Origin of the sequence: Nocardiopsis deserti (assembly GCF_008638355.1) — a bacterium.
In the GTDB taxonomy this organism is placed as follows: domain Bacteria; phylum Actinomycetota; class Actinomycetes; order Streptosporangiales; family Streptosporangiaceae; genus Nocardiopsis; species Nocardiopsis alborubida.
This window is the reverse complement of sequence record NZ_VWVS01000001.1, coordinates 251886-274049: the sequence shown is the minus strand read 5'-3', so window position 1 is coordinate 274049 and position 22164 is coordinate 251886. Positions and strand designations below refer to the sequence as shown.

At 73.7% G+C, this 22164-nt stretch carries 21 protein-coding genes and 1 pseudogene; 8 read left to right on the top strand and 14 right to left on the bottom strand.

What is annotated here, in order from left to right; all coding sequences use genetic code 11:
• Positions 1-42: 42 nt before the first annotated feature.
• The 4 genes from FYW99_RS10945 to sigE all read right to left on the bottom strand — a co-directional run bounded on the left by FYW99_RS10945 (position 43) and on the right by sigE (position 4326).
• On the bottom strand, positions 43-1104 hold the full coding sequence (locus FYW99_RS10945) for a S1C family serine protease (RefSeq protein WP_223838960.1): 1062 nt from the start codon (positions 1102-1104) through the stop codon (positions 43-45).
• Positions 1105-1949: 845 nt separating this feature from the next.
• A complete protein-coding gene (locus FYW99_RS10940) occupies positions 1950-3041 on the bottom strand; it encodes a LolA-like protein (protein ID WP_150251905.1) in 1092 nt (363 codons plus the stop codon).
• Entirely contained in the window at positions 3038-3709 is a 672-nt protein-coding gene (locus FYW99_RS10935; protein WP_150251904.1) for an anti-sigma factor family protein, read from the bottom strand. The genes FYW99_RS10940 and FYW99_RS10935 overlap by 4 nt, the downstream gene beginning before the upstream one ends.
• 2 nt (positions 3710-3711) lie before the next feature.
• On the bottom strand, positions 3712-4326 hold the full coding sequence (sigE, locus tag FYW99_RS10930) for an RNA polymerase sigma factor SigE (RefSeq protein WP_190394624.1): 615 nt from the start codon (positions 4324-4326) through the stop codon (positions 3712-3714).
• Positions 4327-4639: 313 nt separating this feature from the next.
• Here sigE and FYW99_RS10925 point away from each other — a divergent pair, with 313 nt between their 5' ends.
• Entirely contained in the window at positions 4640-5227 is a 588-nt protein-coding gene (locus tag FYW99_RS10925; protein WP_150251903.1) for an O-methyltransferase, read from the top strand.
• 71 nt (positions 5228-5298) lie between these two features.
• A complete protein-coding gene (locus FYW99_RS10920; RefSeq protein WP_150251902.1) occupies positions 5299-6312 on the top strand; it encodes a GNAT family N-acetyltransferase in 1014 nt (337 codons plus the stop codon).
• A 119-nt stretch (positions 6313-6431) separates the two neighbouring features.
• On the opposite strand, the gene soxR is transcribed toward FYW99_RS10920, so the two are convergent.
• Positions 6432-6881 carry a redox-sensitive transcriptional activator SoxR gene (gene soxR, locus FYW99_RS10915; protein ID WP_150251901.1) on the bottom strand — a complete coding sequence of 150 codons (450 nt, stop codon included), beginning with the start codon at positions 6879-6881 and terminating at the stop codon, positions 6432-6434.
• Between the two features lie 94 nt (positions 6882-6975).
• On the opposite strand from soxR, the gene FYW99_RS10910 reads away from it, so the two are divergent.
• The 3 genes from FYW99_RS10910 to FYW99_RS10900 are packed head-to-tail and all read left to right on the top strand — an operon-like array spanning position 6976 to position 9922.
• Positions 6976-7611: a DsbA family oxidoreductase gene (locus FYW99_RS10910; RefSeq protein ID WP_150251900.1), complete on the top strand. Its 636-nt coding sequence runs from the start codon at positions 6976-6978 to the stop codon at positions 7609-7611.
• A gap of 5 nt (positions 7612-7616) precedes the next feature.
• Complete coding sequence (locus FYW99_RS10905) at positions 7617-8546, top strand: NADP-dependent oxidoreductase (protein WP_150252248.1); 930 nt, start codon at positions 7617-7619, stop codon at positions 8544-8546.
• Complete coding sequence (locus tag FYW99_RS10900) at positions 8543-9922, top strand: MFS transporter (protein WP_150251899.1); 1380 nt, start codon at positions 8543-8545, stop codon at positions 9920-9922. The genes FYW99_RS10905 and FYW99_RS10900 overlap by 4 nt, the downstream gene beginning before the upstream one ends.
• Before the next feature lie 53 nt (positions 9923-9975).
• Here FYW99_RS10900 and FYW99_RS10895 read toward each other — a convergent pair whose 3' ends face one another.
• The 7 genes and pseudogenes from FYW99_RS10895 to FYW99_RS10860 all read right to left on the bottom strand — a co-directional run bounded on the left by FYW99_RS10895 (position 9976) and on the right by FYW99_RS10860 (position 17029).
• Positions 9976-11466 (bottom strand): leucyl aminopeptidase, encoded by a 1491-nt coding sequence (locus tag FYW99_RS10895; RefSeq protein ID WP_150251898.1) that lies wholly within the window; start codon positions 11464-11466, stop codon positions 9976-9978.
• A 99-nt stretch (positions 11467-11565) separates the two neighbouring features.
• Positions 11566-11733, bottom strand: coding sequence for a DUF3117 domain-containing protein (locus FYW99_RS10890; protein ID WP_013154899.1), 168 nt, complete (start codon positions 11731-11733; stop codon positions 11566-11568).
• Between the two features lie 481 nt (positions 11734-12214).
• Positions 12215-12811 carry a flagellar basal body-associated FliL family protein gene (locus tag FYW99_RS10885; protein WP_150251897.1) on the bottom strand — a complete coding sequence of 199 codons (597 nt, stop codon included), beginning with the start codon at positions 12809-12811 and terminating at the stop codon, positions 12215-12217.
• Positions 12812-13491: 680 nt separating this feature from the next.
• A pseudogene (locus FYW99_RS10875) lies at positions 13492-13855 on the bottom strand (hypothetical protein); the annotation flags it as partial.
• 173 nt (positions 13856-14028) lie between these two features.
• Positions 14029-14814, bottom strand: coding sequence for an LOG family protein (locus tag FYW99_RS10870; RefSeq protein ID WP_150251896.1), 786 nt, complete (start codon positions 14812-14814; stop codon positions 14029-14031).
• 135 nt (positions 14815-14949) lie between these two features.
• Positions 14950-16014: a succinyl-diaminopimelate desuccinylase gene (gene dapE / locus FYW99_RS10865; RefSeq protein WP_150251895.1), complete on the bottom strand. Its 1065-nt coding sequence runs from the start codon at positions 16012-16014 to the stop codon at positions 14950-14952.
• A 178-nt stretch (positions 16015-16192) separates the two neighbouring features.
• Positions 16193-17029, bottom strand: coding sequence for a 2,3,4,5-tetrahydropyridine-2,6-dicarboxylate N-succinyltransferase (locus FYW99_RS10860; protein ID WP_150251894.1), 837 nt, complete (start codon positions 17027-17029; stop codon positions 16193-16195).
• Positions 17030-17228: 199 nt separating this feature from the next.
• On the opposite strand from FYW99_RS10860, the gene FYW99_RS10855 reads away from it, so the two are divergent.
• Positions 17229-18110: a hypothetical protein gene (locus FYW99_RS10855; protein WP_150251893.1), complete on the top strand. Its 882-nt coding sequence runs from the start codon at positions 17229-17231 to the stop codon at positions 18108-18110.
• Between the two features lie 273 nt (positions 18111-18383).
• On the opposite strand, the gene dapC is transcribed toward FYW99_RS10855, so the two are convergent.
• Positions 18384-19490, bottom strand: a complete 1107-nt coding sequence (gene dapC, locus FYW99_RS10850) for a succinyldiaminopimelate transaminase (protein ID WP_150251892.1) — start codon at positions 19488-19490, stop codon at positions 18384-18386.
• 209 nt (positions 19491-19699) lie between these two features.
• Positions 19700-20020: a ferredoxin gene (gene fdxA / locus FYW99_RS10845; protein WP_013154907.1), complete on the bottom strand. Its 321-nt coding sequence runs from the start codon at positions 20018-20020 to the stop codon at positions 19700-19702.
• A gap of 182 nt (positions 20021-20202) precedes the next feature.
• Between fdxA and FYW99_RS10840 the strand changes: the two genes are divergently transcribed.
• Complete coding sequence (locus FYW99_RS10840; protein WP_150251891.1) at positions 20203-20460, top strand: putative acetyltransferase; 258 nt, start codon at positions 20203-20205, stop codon at positions 20458-20460.
• A 235-nt stretch (positions 20461-20695) separates the two neighbouring features.
• On the top strand, positions 20696-22057 hold the full coding sequence (locus tag FYW99_RS10835; protein ID WP_150251890.1) for a hypothetical protein: 1362 nt from the start codon (positions 20696-20698) through the stop codon (positions 22055-22057).
• Positions 22058-22164: the final 107 nt, after the last annotated feature.

Below are 22164 nucleotides of genomic sequence, written 5' to 3'. Positions count from 1 at the left end.
GGGGCCTCGCGTGTGTCCGGGGCGGGGGCCGGTCCGGGGTAGTCAGTCCGACGAGCCCAGCGTGACCGTGACGGTCTCGCGCTGGCCGTCGCGGTCGTACTCGACCTCGACCTCGTCACCCGGGCTGCGACTGCGCAGCATGGCGAGCAGCTCCTGACCCGAGTTCACCGGGCGCCCGTCCAGGGAGAGGATGACGTCGCCCGGCTCCAGACCCGCCTGGTCCGCCGGGCCGCCGCTCTCCACCGCGTTCCCGCCGTCGGCGATGACCGCGCCCGCGACCGGGCTGTCCAGGTCGATCTCGGCCCCGATGTCGGCGTAGCTGGTCTCGCCGTACTCGATGAGGCGGTTGACGACGCGGTCGACCTCCGCCGACGGGATCGCGAAGCCCAGGCCGATGTTGCCCGTGGGCTCCCCCATGTAGCCCATGGTGACGATCATCGAGTTGACCCCGATGACCCGGCCCTCCAGGTCCACCAGTGGGCCTCCGGAGTTGCCCGGGTTGATGGCGGCGTCGGTCTGGAGCGCGTAGAAGCGGCTGGCGTTCTCGCCCTCGCCGGAGCTGACCGGGCGGTTGACGGCGCTGATGATGCCCTGCGTGACGGTTCCGGAGAAGCCCAGGGGCGCGCCGATGGCGATCACCTCGTCGCCGACGATGACCTGCTCGGAGTCGCCGAACTGGAGCGGTTCGACGTCGATCGGGTCGTCCAGCGACAGCACCGCGAGGTCGGAGCTGGGGTCGGAGCCGACCACGGAGGCGTCGGAGAGGCTGCCGTCGCTGTACTCCACGACGATGCCGTCCGCTTCCAGACCGGCGGAGACGTGGTCGTTGGTCACCACGTAGTTCCCGTCGATGACGAACCCGGAGCCGCTGCTCGGGACGCTGGGGTCGGCGCTGCGGATGAACACCACACTCGGGCTGACCCGTTGGGCCACACCGGCGATGGTGTCGGGGTCGCGCTGGGGGGCCTCGGGCGGCGGCTCGTTCATGACCGGGCCCTCCTCCTGCGCCGCCTCGTTGCCGGAGGAGCCGCCGAGGAGGGTGCCCGCGACGCCGCCGGCGCCTCCGGCGATGAGCGCGACGACGAGCATGCCCGACAGCACCATCCACACCGGGACTCCGCGCCGTGGCCGCCTGGGCGCGGGGGGCTGCGGGGCTGCGTAGGGGTCGGTCGCGTGGGTCCCGGTGACACCGGGCGCCGGGGAACCCGGGCCGGGGGCGCCGGGCTGGTTCGCGGGGGCGGCGTGCCCCGCCTGGAATGCCGCCGCGTAGCCGCCGTGGGCGGCCGACTGACCTGTGGGGCCGGTGTGCTGTCCGGGAGCCGAGGAAACACCGGGGTTCATGGGGCCGCCGTGGCCCGAGGGGGTACCAGGGCCGGGGTAGGCGGGACCGGAGGGATTGGCGGAGCTGGTGTAGGCGGTGGGGCCCGAGGGGTCACCGAAACCGGGGTGGGCGGCGGAACCACCGTAGGCGGTGGGGCCGGAGGGAGTGCCGGGACCGGGGAAGCCTCCGGTCCCGGGATGGGGGGAGGTCTGGTCGGATCGGGGGGTGGCGGGCTGCTCACCCGGTCCGGGGTCAGGGGCGGGGTTCATGGGGTCTCCACTGCCGGGAGGCTGGATGGGGGCGGCCTGCGCGCCGGGGACTCCCTGTCCGGGCTGCGGAACCGGCCCGGGGTGACGTGGGGGCGCGGGGTCGCCCCCCTGGTCCGCGGAGGTGTTCCGGGAGGGTGTCAGCGGTGTTCCGGCGGCCCGTGCGGGCCACCGGGGGCGCTCCGCGGGTGCCCCGGTCGGCGCGCTCGCCGGACCGGGTGCGGCGCGCTCAGGGGGTGTTCCACCGCCCGACGGGGTCGCCCGGCCGGGCTCTCCCCCGTGTTCCGGGCGGCCGTTTTCCTCGCTCAAGACCTGCTCCGTAAGTCGCTCGGCTGTGGGACGGCACGGGACCGGCCGGGGCCCTAGAGGAACCCCAGCCGGGACAGACCGCGGTGCACCCGGGCCCAGAAACCCGAACCCGGCCCGGGCAGCGCGGTCACCGCGGACGAGGCCAGCCCCGCGGGGGCGTCCGCGAGCACCGTGTAGACGAAGCCGTTCGCCTGCCACATGCTCTGGTACTGACCCGCGTCTCCGCCGAAGATCGTGCCGTGTTGTGGTGTGACGCCGCTTCCCCCCGTCCCGGTTCCGGCGTATCCGGTCGGGTCTGTGGGGGAATGCTTGCTGTCCAGCTTCCCACGTTGGGTGAAAACCGACACCTGGGACAGACCGTCCGAGTAGACGGCGTGCACGACGCGGTGCCCGCCGTGCTCGGTGGACCTGGCGTCGACCAGCCGCAGGTTCCAGGCCAGGTGCTCCGGGAGGGGCCACTCCTTCGCGCGCAGGTCGGCGCGCTCGGTCCCGGTGAGGGTGTCGCTCCAGGGGGAGTCGCCAAGCGCCTCCTCGGGCCAGGCCTCCTCCCCCAGTTCGAGCCCGGTGAGACGGAAGCCCAGCGCCTGCTCGCCGTCGGTCCCGTAGACGGTCCTGCCCAGGAGCAGGCCGGTGGCGGTGTCCACCCAGAACCGCCCGGCGACGGTGCCGTCGGCGCGTCTGGCCTCCACCAGGCGGGCCTCCCTGCCGTCCAGGCGGGTGGAGCCGGCGTCCGAGACGGCGTAGGTGTCGCCGAGCATGCTGAGCAGGCGGTCGTCCAGTGACTCCAGGGCCGAGGAGGCGTCCACCACGAGGGCGGACTCCTCGTCGCCGACGGGGGCCAGGGCGATGCCGTCGCCGGGCCTGCTCACCACGCGCACGCGCAGCGCACGGCCCTCCGCCGCCTGCGTGCCTTCCGTGCCCTCGGCGTCCTCCGGTCCGGTGATCTCGCGCACGGCCGAGTAGGCGACCTCGTCCTCCGCGGCGGCGGCGCGGTGCAGCACCGACATCCCGTCGTCGCCTCCCTCGGCCGGGACCGCGGTGGGATGGGGGTGCGCGGCGGCCGTGAGCAGCAGGGCGCACAGCAGTGCCACGACGAGGATCGTGACCGGGGCGGAGTTCGCGGAGGAGGGTTCCTCCGCGCTCACCGGGTGGTTTCGGTGGGGCCGTGGGGGGCTTCGGCGGCGGTGGGCCGCGCGTCGACCACCGGGATGTTGCGGCTGGTCAGCGCGTGCTCGACCGCGTAGTCGGCCAGGCGGGGCTCGACCACGGGCGTCTCCTCGGTGTCGCCCCCGGCCACGAACGCGCTGCCGAGCAGGGCCGTGGCCACGGCGAAGCCCGCGACGGCGTAGCGGCCGCCGGGAAAGGTCGGGAACAGGTCCGCGAGGCGGTCGCCGCGGCGTCGGCGCTCGGCCCCCGCGGCGCGCTCCGGCCGGGAGGGAGCCGGGCCGCCCGCGGCGGGCGGTGGGCCCCCCGGGATCGGAGGTGCGGCGGCCAGGGCGCCGGGGAAGCCCCCCAGGGGACGGGAGGAGCCCAGGGGCGGGCTGCTGCCGAAGCCGTTCCCGCCGCCGGAGGGGCCGGAGGGCCCCCGGTCCGAGGGGCCCTGGTCGCGGGACAGGCTGGTGAGCCGTCCCATGAAGTCCATGTCGGGTTCGGGCTCGCACAGGCCGTGCAGGCGGCGCTTGAGGCGGCGCATCATGTCGGCCTCGAAGCGGCACGACTCGCACTTGGCCAGGTGGATGAGGGCGCTCTCGTGGTCGACCGGGCCGAGCTCGCCGTCGATGAGCGCGGAGAGCCGCTCTCCGAGGTGGTTCATACTCACTCCGCCTCCCCGTTGATGACGTTTCCGCCGCTGCGCGCCTCGTTGTCGACGGCCAGGGACCGCCGGTGCTCCAGGGCCCGGCGCAGCTGGGCGCGGCCCCGGTGGATCCGGCTGCGGACGGTGCCGAGCTTGACGTCGAGCGTCGCCGCGATCTCCTCGTAGGAGAGTCCCTCGATGTCGCACAGGACGACCGGGGCGCGGAACTCGGCGGGCAGCGCGTCCAGGGCGGACTGGATGTCGGCGTCGAAGTGCCGGTCGTCGTAGCGCTGCGCGGGAGAGGGCTCGCGGCCCTCCAGGCGCTCGTCGGCGTTCTCGGCCAGGCCCTCGAAGCGGATGCGGGCCCGGCGCCGGGCCATGTCGAGGAAGAGGTTGGTGGTGATGCGGTGCAGCCACCCCTCGAAGGTGCCGGGGGTGTAGTTGGCCAGCGAGCGGAAGACCCGGATGAAGACCTCCTGCGTGAGGTCCTCGGCGTCGTGCTTGTTGCCGGTCAGCCGGTAGGCGAGCCGGTACACGCGCGGGGAGTGGGTCCGCACGACCTCGTCCCAGCTCGGGGGTTCCCATGCCTCGAATTCCACGGCAGGGCCGGACTCTGGCACCGCTGCTCCCTTCATCCCGTCGATTCGCCGCCAGGTTGGTCGGGGGCGTTTGCTTCGTGGCGATCAACGTACGTTCATCCCGTTTCAACGCCGGGAGACGTGGATTAAGTTCCCGCCGCAACGCTCGGAGTTCGGTCCGGTTCAGGCTAGTCTTTTGCCAGGGACATGACCTGGCCGCGACCGACATCCTACGTTGGGTGACCACCCCCTGGTCAGAGCCCCACCAGACACGTGAACGCTGTGGGAGGCCGTTATCGCCAGCCCGGAGGAGACCTCGGCCCGGATCACCTGGGTCCGCGCCGAGCAGTCCCGGTTCGAGCAGGACGCCATGGAGGACGAGCCGCTGGCGGAGGCCTACGAGGCGGGAGGCCGGTCGTCGGCCCCACCGGTCGACGCGGCGACGGGCACGGCCCTGCGCTTCCTGGCCGCCTCCATCGGCGCCCGCTCCGTGGTGGAGATCGGTACCGGGTGCGGGGTGTCGGGGATCTGGCTGCTGCGGGGGATGGCCCCGGACGGGATCCTGACCACGGTGGACACCAACGCCGCCTACCAGGACTACGCGCGCTCGGCGTACTCCCGCGCGGGTTTCGGCCCCGGCCGGGCGCGTCTGATCCGCGGGACGGCCCTGGAGGTGCTGCCGAGGCTGACCGACGGCGGGTACGACCTGGTGTTCGTGGACGCCGACACGGTGTCCTACCCCCTGTACATGGACGAGGCGCTGCGCCTGCTGCGCCGGGGCGGGATGGTGGTGTTCAACGGCGCCATGGTGGCCTCCAGCGAGCCGGACGGCCCGCTGCGCGTGCCCGACCCCCGCGAGACCGCCGTGCGCGAGGTGATCCGCCGCGTGCGGGAGGGGGAGGAGTTCATCCCCATGCTGATGCCGGTGGGCGAGGGGCTGCTGGCCGCCATCCGGTAGGGCGCTCTCCACGGCTCCGCCCTCCTCGAAACCGCCCCGCGCACCCGCCCACGCAAAGGAACCGAACGACGGTGATCAGCCGCATCGACAGCACCGATCCCGCCGCCTTCGACGCCTGGTACGCGGCCGTGCGCGCGGCCGCGCTCGCCGACCGCGACCCCGGGGTGGTCCCGCTCCCGCACCCGGACTCCCTGCGCGCGGTGCTCTCCGGACGCGGGGGCGAACGGCGGGCCCTGGCCTACGCGGCCCACGGGGATGACGGCGGGGTCGTGGGCGCGCTCCTGCTGGAGTTCGGCGACCAGGACAACCTGCACCTGGCCGAGGCGGACGTCAACGTGCCCGTCGGGGTGCGGCGCCGGGGCCACGGGAGCCGCCTCCTGGAACACGCGGAGCGCGTCCTGGCCGACGAGGGGCGCACGACCGTGCTGGGCGAGGTCCAGTTGCCCCCGGACCGCTCCTTCGAGGACTGGTCCGGCGTCCGCTTCGCGCTCGCCCACGGGTTCGGGGCGGTCCACGAGGAGGACTACTACGTCCTGGAACTCCCGTTGGCCGCGCGGGTCCGCGAGGAGGTCGGCGCCGACGTGCTCGCCCTCGGGTCCCGCTACGAGCTGCTGACCTGGACGGACACGTGCCCCGAGGAGCTGCTGGCCGACTACGCGCGGCTGCGCACGCGGATGCAGGCCGACGTCCCGCTCGGGGAGATGGCCTTCGAGCGCGGGCTCTGGGACCCCGCACGCGTCCGTGACCAGGAGGACCGCCGCCGCGCCCAGCGGTACCGCACGCTCGTCTGCGCGGCCCGGACCTCCACCGGCGGCCTGGCCGGGTACAGCGAGATCGCCCTGCCCGAGGGGGAGGGCGCCGCCTACCAGGAGGACACCCTGGTGGCGCCCGAGCACCGGGGCGACCGCCTGGGCTCGGCGCTGAAGCTGCGCAACCTGGAGGTGCTGGCCGCGGAGTTCCCCGAGCGGGTCCAGGTCCGCACCTGGAACGCCCCGGAGAACGCCCCCATGCGCGGGGTCAACCTGCGCCTGGGCTTCCGCCCGGTGGAGCGCCTCCACGAGTTCCAGCGCGTCCTGCCGGGGTAGTCCCGTCCCGCGCCCTGCCGAGGCGCCCCCTCCCGTGCGCGTGCCGGTGGGCGCGAGCGGGGGTCGCGGCTCCCTCCGGAGTGTCCGGGGGCCCGCGCGACCGGCGGCTCCCCCGAGCGTCAGGGGAAGCGGCGCGCGCCCGCCCCCTCCCGGCCCAGGACGTCGTCCGGGTTCGAGTAGGGGCACGCCGTCAGCGACAGGCATCCACAGCCGATGCAGTTGGAGAACCGGTCTCTCAGGGCGGTGAGCTCCTCGATCCGCTCGGTCAGTTCGTCGTACCACTGCCGCGAGATCCGGGCCCAGTCCCGCTTGGTCGGCAACCCTTCCTCGGGGAGCTGGTCCAGGGCCTCCCTGATCCGGCTCAGCGAGACGCCGAGGCGTTGGGCCGTGCGGATGAACGCGATGGTCCGCAACGTGTCCCGCCGGTACTCGCGGCGGTTCCCGGCCGTGCGCCGGCTGCGGATCAGTCCGAGGCTCTCGTAGTAGTGCAGCGCCGACACGGCCACTCCCGCCCGCTCGGCGACCTGGCCCGGTCTGAGCCACAGCAGATCGGGATCCAGTTGTGGCACCCGTCCCACCTCCCCCATCGACGACTTGACATCAAGTCCGCTTGATGAAGTCTGCTGGGCTCCCTACCGATCACGCAAGGGAAAGTGGGCGGACATGACGACGACGATCACCGTGTGGGCCGATGTCCGGTGCCCGTGGTGCTGGATGGGGCACCGGCGGCTCCGGTCCGCGCTGGGCCGCCTCGACGGGGAGGCCGTGGTGGAGCACCGGAGTTTCCTGCTGGAGCCCACGGGTCCGGAGGGAGCCTTCCTGACCGTTCGCGAGACGGCCCTGGCCTCGTGGGGCATGGACGAGAGGGGATGGGAGGCGGTCCGGTCCAGGGTCGCGACCGCCGCCGGAGCCCAGGGCCTGACCATCGACATGGACGGGGCCCGGAGCGTGGACTCGCGCCCCGTGCACCGTCTGCTGAAGTACGCGACCGCACGCGGTGTGGACGCCCACCGCGCGTGGGACGACGCCTTCGCCGCCCACCTGGCCGCCAACGACGACCTGACCGACCCCGTCGCGCTGCGGCGGCTGGCCGCGAGTTGGGGGATCGGGGGTGCGGAGGTCGACGACCTCCTCGCGGGCGAAGACCTCCTGGCGGAGGTCGAGGCCGACCACCGCGCCGCCGTCGTGCGCGGGATCAGGTCCGTCCCCACCTTCGTCAGCGGAGACCGCGTTCTCAGCGGGCACCGATCCGAGGACGAACTGGTCGCGTTCCTGGGCGCCGGGGAGGCCGTCCGATGACCACGATGAGAGCCGCCGCGATCGACCGCTTCGGACCCGCCGACCTGCTCACCGAGCGGGATCTTCCCCGCCCGGTCGCAGGACCCGGCGAGGTGCTGGTGCGCGTTCGGGCGGCGGGTGTGCAGCCCACCGACGCCGCGATCCGGGGCGGGTGGGTCCCCCCGGGCGCCGTGATCGGGTTCCCCCAGATCCTCGGCAACGAGTTCGCGGGCGTGGTCGAGGAGGTCGGCCCCGAGGCTGACGGCTTCGCCCCCGGCGACGAGGTGGCCGGGTTCCGGGTGCTCGGCTGCTACGCCGAGTACGTCGCCGTGCCCGCGGACCAGATCGCGCACAAGCCCGCGGGGATCCCCTGGACGGTCGCCGGCGCCCTGTCCGCCTCGGGGCAGACCGCGCACACAGCGCTCGAACTCCTGCGCGTGGCGCACGGGGAGACACTGCTGGTCCACGGTGCGGCGGGCGGAGTGGGTTCGATGGCCGTCCAACTGGCGGTCGGGCGCGGCACGCGGGTGGTCGGCACCGCGAGCGCGGCCAACCTGGAGTATGTGCGTTCGCTGGGCGCCGTCGCCGTCGAGTACGGCGACGGCCAACTCGACCGCGTCCGGAAGGCCGCCCCCGAGGGCGTCGACGCGGCCTTCGACACCGCCGGTCACGGCAACCTCCGGACCGCCGTGCGCCTGGTCCCCGACCGCGACAGGATCGGCACGATCGTCGACATGGACCTCGTCCAGGACCTGGGCTGCCGGTGGATCCGGAGCGACCGGTCGGCGGCACGCCTGCGGGAGCTCCTCGACCTGTGCGCCGGGGGAAGGCTCCACGTCGCCGTCCGCCGCACGCTTCCCCTCTCCGGGGCGGCGGACGCGCACCGGGACGTGGAGACCGGGCACGGCCGGGGCAAGATCGCCCTGGTGCTCGGAGACGACGCGGAGCTCCGATGACCAGGACACGTCCGTCACCGTCCCCGGTCCGCCTGTGGGCACCAGGGACCCGGTCCCTGCTGGTCGGTGTGCTGGGGCTGATGACCTGTATCGCCTTCGAGTCCTTCGCCGTCACCACCGCCCTGCCCGTGGTCGTCCGGGACCTGTCCGCCGACCGGTGGTACGCCCTGGCCTTCTCCGCCACCCTGGCTGCCGGGCTGATCGGCATGACTGTCGGCGGAGGCTGGGCGGACCGACGCGGGCCCGCACAACCCCTGCTCGTCGGGGGGCTGGCCTTCCTGGTCGGCATCGCGCTGTGCGTCGCGGCTCCCAACATCGGGGTCTTCGTGCTCGGCCGCCTGCTCCAGGGCGTCGGCGGGGGAATCGACTCCGTGGTCCTGTACGTGATCATCGCACGCGGCGTCCCCGAGGAGCTGCGGCCTCGTGTGTTCGGCCTGCTCACCGCCGCGTGGCTGCTGCCCGCGGTCGCCGGGCCGCTGCTCACCGGGGTCCTGGTCGAGGCACTGCACTGGCGTGCGGTGTTCGCCCTGGTCCTGGCGGGGGCGACCGCGTTCCTGCTCGTGCTGGCCGGGCCCGCGCGGCAGCTCACGTCTGACCCCGCCCCCGGACGCCTGCTGAACCGACGCGTGCTCTGGTCCGTCGTCGCCATGGCGTCCGTCGTGGGACTGCACGTCGCCGGGCAGCGGCCGCCACCGGAACTCCTGGTGGGCACCGCGCTCAGCGTGGTCGTGCTGGTGGTGGCGGCGGCCCGCCTGGTCCCGAGGGGCACCCTTCGCGCGGGAGCGGGCGTCCCCCGGTGGATCGCCCTGCGCGGCCTCCTGGGCGGAACCGTCACGGTCACCGACGTCTACCTTGCCCTCCACCTCCAGCACGGCCTCGGCCACCCGCCCGCCCTCTCCGGCCTCATCGTGGCGATCGGTGCCTTCGGATGGGCGTTGGGGGCCTGGGTGCAGGGGCGGCGCGGCAAGGGCGGGAGCGACCGGCCGTTCCCCCTGTGGCCCGCAGCCCTGCTCGTCCTGTGCGGACCGGTCGCGGTGCTGGGACTCATCGGTGGGGTGCTCCCCCTCGCGGGTGTCCCCCTCGGGTGCGTCCTGATGGGGACCGGCATGGGAATCGCGTACCCGCGGATCTCGTCGACGGTGCTGTCCCTGTCCGCCTCCGACGAACAGGGCGGCAACAGCTCGGCGCTCCAGGTCTTCGACTCGCTGAGCACGTCCGCCCTGCTCGCCGTCGCCGGGGCCGTGCTCTCCGCGGAACTGCTGGCGGGGTATCCGGGCGTCTTCACGTTGGCCGCCGGCACGGGGGTCGCGGCCCTGCTCGTCGCGAGCGCGCTCAGCCGAACCGGAGGAACCGGCACCGGGAGGGCGCACGTATGAACACCCTCCCGGCCGCGTACGTGCGGCCGGGATCCCCTCGGCCCGGACCCGTCCTACCGCTCGGCGAGCCAGCGCAGCAGGGTGCGCGTGGCGAAGGCGGTGCCGCCCTTGCTGAGCAGGCCGCTCTCCTTGGTCGACCGGCCGGGGCCCGCGATGTCCAGGTGGGCCCAGGGCAGGCCGCCGGTGAACTCGCGCAGGAACAGCGCGGCGTCGGTGGCGCCCGCCGGGCCGAAGTCGCGGCGGGTCCCGATGTTGGCCAGGTCCGCCACGCGTGACTTGGTGGTCTCGACGTACTCCTCGGTCAGCGGCATGCGCCACAGGGGCTCGCCGGAGGCCCGGCCCGCGGTCTCGATCTCCGCGGCGAGCGCGTCGTCGGTGCTGTACAGGGCGCCCGTTCCGGTGCCGAGCGCGACCTTGGCCGCGCCGGTGAGGGTGGCCACGTCCACGAGCACGTCCGGGGCCAGTTCGGCGACCGCGTAGCCCATGGCGTCGGCCAGGACCAGGCGGCCCTCGGCGTCGGAGTTGAGCACCTCGACGGTCGTGCCGCCGTAGGTGGTGAGCACGTCGCCGATGCGGGTGGCGTCGCCGCCGAAGGCGTTCTCGGCCAGCGCCAGCAGGCCGGTCACCCGGACCGAGGAGCCCACGGCCGCCAGGGCGGACAGCACCGCGAGCACGACCGCCGAGCCGCTCATGTCGGTCTTCATCAGCGACATGTTGTCGTTGGGCTTGAGCGAGAGGCCGCCGGTGTCGAAGGTGATGCCCTTGCCGACCAGCACCACGTGTGCGGCGGGGTCGTCGGGGGTGTAGGAGAGCTGGACCAGACGCGGGGGGCGCGAGGAGCCCCGGCCGACGCCGAGGATGGCGCCGAAGCCCTCGTCCTCCAGTTCCCGTTCGTCCCAGACCCGCACCTGGAGGCCGGAGTCGGCGGCGACCTCGCGGGCGCGGGCGGCCATCCACTCGGGGTCCTTGGTCAGGGACGGGGTGTTGATGAGGTCGCGGGCCAGGGCGGTGGCCGCGGCCAGCCGGGTACCGCGCTCCAGTGCGTCGGCGAGGTCCCCGGCGCCCGGGTCCACCACCTCGATCACCGGGGCGGGGCGCCTGTCCGCCGGGGGTTCGGCGGTCTTGAGGCTGAAGGTGTAGGAGGCCAGGAGGGCGCCCTCGGCGAAGGCGGTGGCGGCGTCGCCGCCGACCCCCGGCCAGGCCAGGGCGACCCGTTCTCTTCCCCGGGCGGCCCGGGACAGGGCTGCGCCGGCCTTCCGGAGGTCGTCGGGGGAACCCGAACCGACCCCCAGAAGGGCCAGCCGTACCAGCCCCTGGTCCCGGGGCACCGGGAACTGGGCCAGCTCACCGGGTTTCCCGGCGAGCGAGTAGTGCGCGAACAGATCGGTGAGCGGAGCCGGAAGCACCTGTGTCAGGCCGCCCTCGGCGACCCCTTCAACCTCCGCGGGTCCGCCGTCTCCCGAGAGGACGGGAAGGACCAGCAGGTCCGCGGTGGATTCGGCGAGGCTCCCCGGACGGGGCTGGATCTCCGTGGCGAATGGCACAGGCCGCTCACAATCGTTCGCTGTCATGGGGGTCTACGACCTCGGGGGGTCGTCGGGCGTTCCTGCCCGGGTGGGGGAGGGAAGAACGTGGTGTCGGACCTAGCCGACGACACCCTTGAGCGCGTCCCGGAGTTCGGTCGCCTCGGCCGGCGTCAGCTCGACGACCAGGCGTCCGCCCCCCTCCAGCGGGACCCGCATGATGATGCCGCGACCCTCCTTGGTGACCTCCATCGGCCCGTCGCTGGTCCTCGGCTTCATCGCCGCCATGCCATTCCCCTTTCTAGGTGTTCCTCGCGGGTGACCGGGGCCGACCCACAGCACCGGCGCCGATCCGCTTGGGTCGTCTCGGCTCCGGAGCCGTGGGCCGGTTCCGCGTGACTCTCGCCCGTGTGGCTTAAGGGACGTGAATCACTCTTCGACCATTATCTCGGAGGTTGGCCCCCGTGTGTGCGCCAGTCAGCGGCCGGGCCGCCTCCGGCGGTCTCCACCAACGAAGAAACGTCGGTCAGTAAGGTTATATCGGTACTGGCCGAAACCTGGTGAGCGCACAAGGCTCCGCGCGGACCCGCACCCGGGGCGGCGGCCGGACCCGAAAGTCCGGCGACACCTGAACAACAACTCCGACCTGGGATTTCGCCCCTCAGCGGGAACCCGACCCCTCAGGGCCGCGGTCGGACGACCCGGAGACGGTACCGCCTCCCGGCGGTCGGACCAGCGCCCGGAGCGGGCGGTGATCCGGACGACCGGATCAGCTCAGAGGACCCGTCGATGTCATCCGGGTGCCCTCGTCGGTGATCGAGGACCACTCCGCCCTCAGTCCGCCGTCCGCGACGGGCGACAGGGTCAGCTCGGCCTCGTCGACGCAGCGGTCCTCGGGGTCGGCGGTCTCGGTGTAGGCGTAGACGCGCCGGTCGTTGTCACCCGCGGACAGCACGAGCGTCCCCGAGCAGGTGAAGGTCGTCCAGGCGGTGCTGCCGCGCTCGGCGCCCTCCTCGATCCGTACCTCGGCGTGCCAGTCGGCGACGTGCTGGCCCTCGGTGTTCACCTGGACCATCTCGCCCGCCCAGGCGCCGACGAACTCCTCCGCCGGGGCCGCGGCCTCCTGCGGTGTCTCCTCGCCGTCGGCCAGCAGGGCCCACGCGGTGGCCCCTCCGCCGACCAGGAGGACGGCCAGCACGACCGCGCCCAGAACGGTGAACTGGCGGCGGCGCCTGCCGCTGTGCCGGGTCGACCTGGGCGGCGGCCACAGGGACAGCTGTTGCACGGGGGAGGCGGCTGTCACGGAGGAAGCGGGCCCTTCGCGCCGGTCGTCGGCTCCCGACTCCAGTTCGGCTGCTGTGTCCATCCTCGCCATCCTCAACGGTGATGCACCCGCTCCGGCGGAGCGGGGGGAACGCGGATACAGCGACCGAGGATAGAGCACCGGAACCCGCAGGTTTCGCCCGATAACCGCGCGGGGACTGTGATGCACGGCATAGGGAAAGGCGAACACCAGGTCAGGGAGGTACCGCCGGACGTGACCCGCGTCACAGGTTTGGGTGCGAGGTCAGTGTTCGTCGCCGCGGGACGGGGAGCCGCCGGAGGCGTCCGCGGCCCCGGAGCCTCCCGCCGCCTCGGGGCGCTTCCCGGCCCCGGCGGCCGTCGGGTCCCCGGGCGTCCCGGTCCCGTCGGAACCCTCCGCTCCCCCGGAACTCCGGGTGGACTCCGGGCTCCGGTCGTGCTCGGGGTTCCGGTCCGGATCGGGGTTCCGTGAGGACTCAGGGCTCCCGGTGCCCTCCGGGCGCGCGGCGTTCTCCGACTTCTCCTCGGTCTCCGCGTTCTCCGGTTTCTCCGCGGCCTCGGAGCCCTCGATGACCTCGGTGGGCGCGGTGGGCGCGGTGGCCCCCGTGGCCCCGGCGGGCGCGGGACCCCAGGCTGTGGAATCCGCCGGTCCGGCCACGGCCCCGGGCCGGAGGGCACCGCTCCCGAAGCCCCCGACCGCGGTGCTCCCGGCCCCGGCGGGGCCGCGCGCGCTCTGCTCGGGGGCGTAGGCGTCGCCGGGCAGGTGCGTCCCGGGGATCGGCCCGGTGCCCTCCGGAACGTAGGAGGGGTCCAGGCGCGACAGGCGCCACTCCAGGTCCTGGATGTGCTCCTCGCGCTCGCGCAGCGTGGCGGTGAGGCGCAGCAGCAGCTCGTCCACGGCGCGCACGTGGTAGCCCCACATGGCCAGGGGCAGCATCAGGCGGCCGAGGTCGAACGCCTTGACGGGCCGGTCTTCGGGCAGGGCGAGCGGGGGGTGGTCGGCCTCGAAGCGGGCGAGCTGGCCGCCCTTGCCCAGCACGACGTAGACGACCCCCACGAGGACGGCGAGCGCGGCGGCGGCGACGAGGACCATGATGAGAACAGGCACGGACACGATCGTGCCACACGCCGCCCGGGCGGGGTACGGCCGTCGCGGTCGGCCCGGGGCGCACCCCGCCGGGACCACCGCGCCGCCCGGGCCGGGACGGCACTCGGCCGGGGGCCGTGCACCGTCCCCCGGCGGTCCACCGCTCTCCCCCGCGGGTCGCCACCCGCCTTCCCCTACTGCTCCGGACCGGGCTGCTCCTCCGACTGCACGTGCTGGCGGGTGATGTCCAGGTGGGACTTGCGGATGATCTCGACCACCTCGTCGAGGTCGTCGGTCACCTGGACCAGCTCCATGTCGTGCGACTTGATGAGCTGGTTCTCCATCAGGCTGGAGCGGATCCAGTCGCGCATCCCGCCCCAGAACTCGGTGCCGACCAGCACGATCGGGAAGCGGGTGACCTTGTTGGTCTGCACGAGGGTGGCCGCCTCGAACAGCTCGTCCAGGGTGCCGAAGCCCCCGGGCAGGACCACGAACGCCTGGGAGTACTTCACGAACATCGTCTTGCGGACGAAGAAGTACCGGAAGGTCACCCCGATGTCGACGTAGTCGTTGAGCGTCTGCTCGAACGGCAGCTCGATGCCGAGTCCGACGGACAGCCCGCCCGCCTGCTGGGCGCCCTTGTTGACCGCCTCCATCATCCCCGGCCCGCCGCCGGTGATGGTGGCGTACCCGGCCTCCGCCAGCTTGGCGCCCATCTGGACGCCGATGTCGTAGTAGCGGTTCCCGGGCCGCAGGCGGGCCGAGCCGAACACGCTCACCGCCGAGGGCAGCTCCGAGAGCAGGCCGAAGCCCTCCACGAACTCCGACTGGATGCGCAGCACCCGCCACGGGTCGGTGTGCACCCAGTCCGTGGGGCCCCGCTGGTCGAGGAGGCGCTGGTCGGTGGTGGTGTTGGGGATGGAGTCGCCCCGGTAGGTGAGGGGCCCTGCGCGTCGCACGGTCTCTTCTTCTTCCGTCATGAGGTAAAGCTATCCGCGTGGAACCGGCTCACACGTGAATCACACGTTTCACCGGGGTGACCGCCAACGGCCTTTTCGCCGCCCCGGCCGGTGTCCGGACTGGTCACGGACCCGCCGACCGGGGCGCGGCGGGGTTCAGCGGGTGCCCGACAGCCAGGCGGCCATGCGCTCCTCGGCCTCGTGGATCCGGGGGATCTCGGCGTACTCGTCCTTGGTGTGGGCGAGCGTCGGGTCGCCGGGGCCGTAGTTGACGGCGGGCACGCCCAGCTCGGAGAAGCGGGAGACGTCGGTCCAGCCGAGCTTGGCGCGGGCGCTGCCCTCCCCCACCGCGGTGACGAACGCCGCGGCCGAGGGCTCGTCCAGCCCGGGCCGGGCGGGGGCGGCGGCGTCGACCACCGCGACCTCGAACCCGTCGAAGACCTCGCGCAGGTGCGCCTCGGCGTCGGCGACGGACAGGTCGGGGGCGAAGCGGTAGTTGACCCTGACCACGCACGCGTCGGGGATGACGTTGCCCGCGACCCCGCCCTCGATGGCCACGGCGTTGAGGCCCTCGTGGAAGCGCAGCCCCTCCACCTCGGGTTCGCGCGGGGTGTAGGCGCGCAGGACGTCCAGGACGGCTCCGGCGCCGTGGATGGCGTTCACGCCCATCCACGAGCGGGCGCTGTGGGCGCGCTTGCCCCGGGTGGTGACCTCCACGCGCATGGTGCCCTGGCAGCCGCCCTCGATGACGCCGCCGGTCGGCTCCATGAGGACCGCGAAGTCCCCCGCCAGCCACTCGGGGTGGTCGCGGGCCAGACGGAGCAGGCCGTTGCGGGAGGCGTCGACCTCCTCGTTGTCGTAGAAGACGTAGGTGACGTCGTGCACGGGCTCGGTGACCAGGGCCGCCAGCCTGAGCTGGACGGCGACACCGGCCTTCATGTCCGAGGTGCCGCACCCGTAGAGGCGGTCGCCGACGACGCGGGAGGGCACGTTGTCGACGATGGGGACGGTGTCGATGTGCCCTGCGATGACGACGCGGCGGGGGCGGCCCAGGTCCGTGCGGGCGACGACGGCGTCGCCGTCGCGGCTGACGCGCAGGTGGGGCAGGGCCGACAGGGCGCCCTCGACGGCGTCGGCGAGGACCTTCTCGTCGCCGCTCTCGGATCGGATGTCCACGAGGGCTGCGGTCAGGGCCGCGGCGTCCGAGGTCAGGTCCAGCATGTGTCGCCCCGTTTCGGTGAGGTTGGTTGACCGTCGAGCCGGGGAATCCGCACCCCCGCTCCGGAGTAGCTGCACACCTAGTTTGGGGCAGCCGGGGGTGCGACCAGAACTCGCCCCGGAGACACGGCCGGGGCGCCCTCCCTGCGCGGAAGGACGCCCCGGAGGAGGTGCGGGCGGGTCAGGCGTTGACGCCGTGCTCGCGGAGCAGGTCGTTGAGCGCGAGCTTGTCGTGCTCCTGCCCCTCCTTCAGGCGCTTGAGCACGAGCAGCACCGGCATGCCGAAGTCGCCGCCGGGGAAGCTCTTGGCGCGGTTGGCGGTGACGCACACCGACCAGGCCGGGGCCTCGCCGCGCGGGAGCTCCTCGCCGGTCTCGGCGTCGAACACGCGGGTGGAGGAGGTGAGGATGGTGCCCGCGCCGAGCTTGGCGCCCTTGCGCACGCGGGCGCCCTCGACGACCATGCTGCGGGAGCCGAGGAAGGCGTCGTCCTCGATGACCACCGGGGAGGCCTGCGGCGGTTCGAGGACGCCGCCGACGCCGACGCCGCCGGACAGGTGGACGTTCTCGCCGACCTGGGCGCAGGAGCCGACCGTGGCCCAGGTGTCGACCATGGTGCCGGAGCCGACGTGGGCGCCGATGTTGGTGAAGGACGGCATCAGGACGACGCCGGGGGCGAGGTAGGAGCCCCAGCGGGCGATCGCCCCGGCGACGACGCGGACGCCGTCGAAGCGGGTCTTGAGCGGCATGCGGTCGTGGTGGTAGAAGTCGCCGACGTGCGACTCCTTCATCTCCAGGACCTTGAAGCCGAGGAGGATGGAGCGCTTGGCGCGCTCGTCGACCACGACCTCGTCGGTGGAGGGGTCGACGAAGGCCACGCGGGCCTTGCCCTCGTCGATCTGGTCGATCGCGCCGATGATGGTCTCACGGGCCTCGGCGTGGCCGGGCGTGAGCTCGGCGCGGCTCTCCCAGAGTTCGTCGATCCGGTCGGGCAGCGGGCTGGAGTACGAGCTGGTCATGTGCACACACGTTAGCCGCTCGCGCCGGGTGCGGGGGCACCCCCTCCCCGAGGCGGCCGTCACCTCCGGCACGCACCTCCGGCACGGCCCGCCCGCCGCCGTGACGGCGGCTAGAATGCGGCCGTGGCGCCGCGTGCGCCCCCGCGCGACGCCCCTCCCGGTGCGGCGCGCCCACCTGTCGCCGACCCTTGGTTCGCCCGTGCCCAGTAAGCGCCGGAGGCTCTCCGCCTTCGTCAAGATCCTGCTCTCCCTGGTCCTCGTCTGCGGCACGCTCGTCGCCGGGGCCTACTACGTGCTGACCACGTTCGAGCCGATCGACACCACTCCCCCGCCCGAGCCCGGCTGCCGCCTGACGCTGTCCGACGGCCGGTACTCGATGGAGGGCGCGCAGGCCGCGAGCGCGGCCACCGTGGGAGGCGTGGCGTTCGGCCGGGACCTGCCCCCGGAGGCCGTGACGATCGCCTTCGCGACGGTGTGGCAGGAGTCGGCGTTCTACAACGTGGAGTACGGCGACCGGGACTCCCTGGGGCTGTTCCAGCAGCGGCCCTCCCAGGAGTGGGGCGACCCGGAGCAGATCCTCGACCCGGTGTACGCCAGCAGCTCGTTCTACGAGGAGCTGGTGGAGGTGGAGGGCTGGAGGTCCATCCCGGTCTACGAGGCGGCCCAGGCGGTGCAGCGCAGCGCCGACGGCTACGCCTACGACCAGCACGAGCGCCTGTCCACGCGGATGGCCGAGGTCTTCACCGGAACGCAGGGGGCCGCGCTGACGTGCTGGTACGGCGCCGAGGGGCTGGAGGACCTGCGGTCCGGGGACGCGGACACCGACGCCGCCCTGGAGGAGATGGAGCGGGTGTTCGGCACCGACCCGGCGGACCTGCCGCTGGACGGGGACGAGGAGCCGCGGACCGGCGACCTGGGCTGGTCGATGGCCCTGTGGGCGGTGGCCCACGCCGAGGAGTACGGGCTGACGTCGGTGTCCTACGACGGCCAGCGGTGGCGGGCCTCGGACGGCACGGACGACGCCGAGGACTGGGCGGCGGCCGGCGGGGGCGACACCGGGGGCGGCCTGGTCCTGGATTGACCCGGGCTCTGGAGTGACCCGAGCCCCGGAATGATCCGGGCACTGGAGTGACCCGGTGGTCCGGGACGGTTCGCGGTCCCGTTTCCGGGCCGGTTCGCTGACCGGTTCGGGAACCGGCCCCGCGCGCCGGTGGCCGGGCGGGCACGCCGCATGGCACCGGGGGAGGTGGGCCCCCGACACGACAAGGGGACCACACTCCGGTACGCGGCGGCCACCGGCTCCGCCCGCCTGTGGACAACCGGCGGAGGGGCCGCCCGGACGGCGGCGCCCGCCTCAGGCCAGGCGCTCGGCCGCGGCCTCGACCCGCTCGTCGGTGGCGGTGAACGCCACGCGCACGTGCCCGGCGCCCGCCTGGCCGTAGAAGTCCCCGGGGGCGACCAGCACACCGCGTTCGGCGAGGTGGGCCACCGCGCCCCAGGCGTCGTGGCCGGGGTGGCTGGCCCACAGGTACAGCCCGGCGTCGGAGTGCTCGATGCGCCAGCCCGCGCCCTCCAGGGCCTCGCGCAGCCTGGCGCGGCGGGAGCGGTAGCGCTCCTTCTGCTCGGCGGCGTGCGCGTCGTCGTCCAGAGCGGCGCTCATGGCCGCCTGGACGGGCGCGGGGACGATCATCCCGGCGTGCTTGCGCACCGCCAGCAGCTCCTCGACCAGCGCGGGGTCCCCGGTGACGAAGGCCGCGCGGTACCCGGCCAGGTTGGAGCGCTTGGACAGCGAGTGCACGGCCAGCAGGTTGTCGTGGGAGCCGCCGCACACGTCCGGGTGCAGGATGGACACCGGTTCGGCGCCGTCCCAGCCCAGGTCGAGGTAGCACTCGTCGGAGGCCACGATCGCGCCGCGCTCGCGGGCCCACTCCACCACCTTGCGCAGGTGCGCGGTGCCCAGGACCCGGCCGGTCGGGTTGCTCGGCGAGTTCACCCACACCAGTCCGACGGGGGCGGGGCCGAGCGGGGTCAGGCCGTCGGAGGCCACCGGGGTGGCCCCGGCCACGCGCGCGCCGATGTCGTAGGTGGGGTAGGCCAGTTCGGGGTGGACGACCGTGTCGCCCGCGCCCAGGCCCAGGAGCGTGGGCAGCCAGGCCACGAGTTCCTTGGAGCCCACGGTGGGCAGGACCGCGCCCTCCGGGACGCGCACGCCGTGGCGGCGCTCCAGCCAGCCCGCGACGGAGGCGCGCAGCGCGGGGGTGCCCCAGGTCTGGGGATAGCCGGGCGCGTCGGCGGCGTCGGCGAGGGCCTTGCGCAGGAGGGCGGGCACCGGGTCGACGGGGGTGCCGACGGACAGGTCGACGATGCCGTCGGGGTGCTCGGCGGCCCTGCGCTTGTACGGCGCCAGCCGGTCCCACGGGAAGGTCGGGAGCCGCTTCGCCACGGGTCGCCGCTCGGCCATCGCACTTACTCCATCCAGGTCGGGTCTGTTGCCACAGGTCACACAGGACCACACGTCACACAGGAATCGCGCCGACCCCGCCACGGGGGTCGGCGCGACACGTCGTCCACGCCGGGCCGCGCGAGACCGCGCACCCTCTGCGCCATGGGGGTGCCGCGGGTGTCCTCCCCGGCCTCGGAGCACCGGAACCCGCCCGGCGCGCCGCCGGGCTACTCGGCCTGCGGCGGCAGCTTGGCCACGAGCGGGTGGTCGCGGTCGATCTTGCCGACCTTGGAGGCGCCGCCCGGGGAGCCCAGGTCGTCGAAGAAGTCGACGTTGGCCTTGTAGAAGTCGGACCACTGCTCGGGGAGGTCGTCCTCGTAGTAGATGGCCTCCACCGGGCAGACCGGCTCACACGCACCGCAGTCAACGCACTCGTCCGGGTGGATATAGAGCATGCGGTCGCCCTCGTAGATGCAGTCCACGGGGCACTCGTCAATGCACGCCTTGTCCAGTACATCAACACAGGGCTGCGCGATGACGTAGGTCACGTCGTACTCCTTGTCTCACCCCCGCGTCCCACGGGGGAGGCGGGGATCTTCGCAGACCCCGGGCCGGGACCGGCGTGCGGGCGCCCTGCCCCTGTTCCCGGGCTCTGCAAGCAATTGGCACAGATGTCGTACTCCTAGTATGACGGCGGAGAACACCCAGCGCACAACCGGGGGGCATTTCCTTGCACATGGGAGGACGTCTGGTCCACAGGATCTCTCCTGCGGACATCGGTCGGCGAGTCTCTGTACGAATACGCCTCCCCGAGGGCGGGTTCACCGATATCGTCGGTGTCGTGGAGTCCTGGGACGACGGCGTCCTCACCGTGCGCCGCCGTGACGGCTCCGCGGTGGAGGTCGCCGAGCCGACGATCGCCGCGAGCCGGGTCGTTCCCCCCGTACCCCCTCGCCGCCGCGGCGGGAGCCCGCCGCGAACGCCCTGAACCCCGTGCGTTCCGGATTCCACGAAGTGAGGCGGTGTCCGCCCGGCGGGCGTCGCGAGGCGCGCATGTCGCGCCTGGACAGTGGCATTCTTCGAGCCCTGCGGGGTAGAAAACGCACAGTTCCGCAGCGGGTCCAGCCAGCCCGCCGAGGAACCGACAACGAAGCATCGCGCCCCCCGGCGGCACATCCACGCGGAACGGGCGCCGGTACGCGGGGAGGTGGTGAGCGCCCGTCATGCGCGAAGCAGTAGCGTCCGCCCTCGCCGAGCTGGCACGCCGGGACGAGCGTGCGGCCGACATGGCCCGGTCGGCCCTGGACACGCTCGCTCCGGAGCAGGAGATCGAGAGGCTCAACCAGCACGCCGTCCAGCGGTTCTGCTGGTTCGAGCTACCGGTCCGCTTCCACGACTCCGCCGAGGACCAGCTGTTCGCGGTCCGCGCCCTCGGCAACCTCTTCGCCCTCCTCCAGCTGCACCGGTACGCGCAGATCTGCTCGGCGCCGGAGACCGCGGCCCTGCTCACCGTCTACGGCGGGGACCACGCCGCGGGCCTGGCGATGTACGAGCGGCTCATGTGGGAGTCGGGCGTGGAGCCTCCGGACCTGCCCGAGCTGACCTGGGGGACGGCGGTCGGCGACGCCGAGATCGTGGCCCGCGACGAGACCGCGTCGGCGCTGGAGCTGGCGATCACCCTGGGCGACGTGCGCCCCGGCAAGCGCGGGTGGCGGCCTGCCCAGGAGCGGTTCGCCCGGTCGTTCCTCACCCAGCCGGACAACCGGGGGCTGAGCCACCTGGACCGGATACGCGAGGAGCGGGTGCGGGCCTGGCTGAGCTCGTCCGCGCATCCGCACCGCCAGCGCCTGTGGCCGCTGGTGGGCCAGATCATCGCGGGCGCAGACGTGCCGCGCGGCGCCGAGGCCGCGATGGCACCGCTGCAGCGGCTGCTGGACCTGGCCGCGGAGGGGATCGCGCTCACCCAGATCGGCTACATCTCGCCGGGCGTGGTGCGCCAGATGTGCGAGGACTTCGGTTGGCGGACCGTCCCCGAGCCGCCGCGCAGCGAGACCGACGCCACCCAGCTGATCGCCCTGCACCAGGCGCTGCGGGGGATGCGCGCGGTGCGCCGGTCGGGCCGCCGCCTGGTCCTGACGCGGCGCGGGCGCCAACTGCGGGAGGATCCCGAGGCGCTGTGGCAGGCGGCCACCGAGACCCTGTGCCGCACCGGGGGCCTGGACCAGGCCGCGGCGGAGACGCTGTTGGGCATGCTGCTGGCGCGCACTCCGCAGGGCAGTGGCTCACACGCGCGGCGCGGCGAGTCGGACGTGGAGGCGGCCGAGAGGGCGCTGACCGAGTCGGGGTGGGTGCCGGTGGAGCCTCCGGCGCCCTCGGGCAGGCACGCCGCGTCGCACCGGCGCACCGCGGAGGCCGCCTCGGACCAGGTGCGCGCGCTGGTGATGGCGGTGAGCTGGCTGCTGGAGACCCTGGGCCTGCTCACCGACGACGACGGCGCCGGGCGCCGGGAGCTGACCGCCCCGGGGCGGGCGTTCGCGATCGCCTGCCTGCACCAGTCGGCGGTGGCGCCCCGGGCCGTGGTGTGACCGGCAGGCATGGCGTGACCGGCAGGCATGGCGTGACGGGCGGTCGCGGCGCGGCCCGGGAGCCGCGTTCGGTGCCCGGAGTCCGCATGCGGGGGAACCGCGCCTTC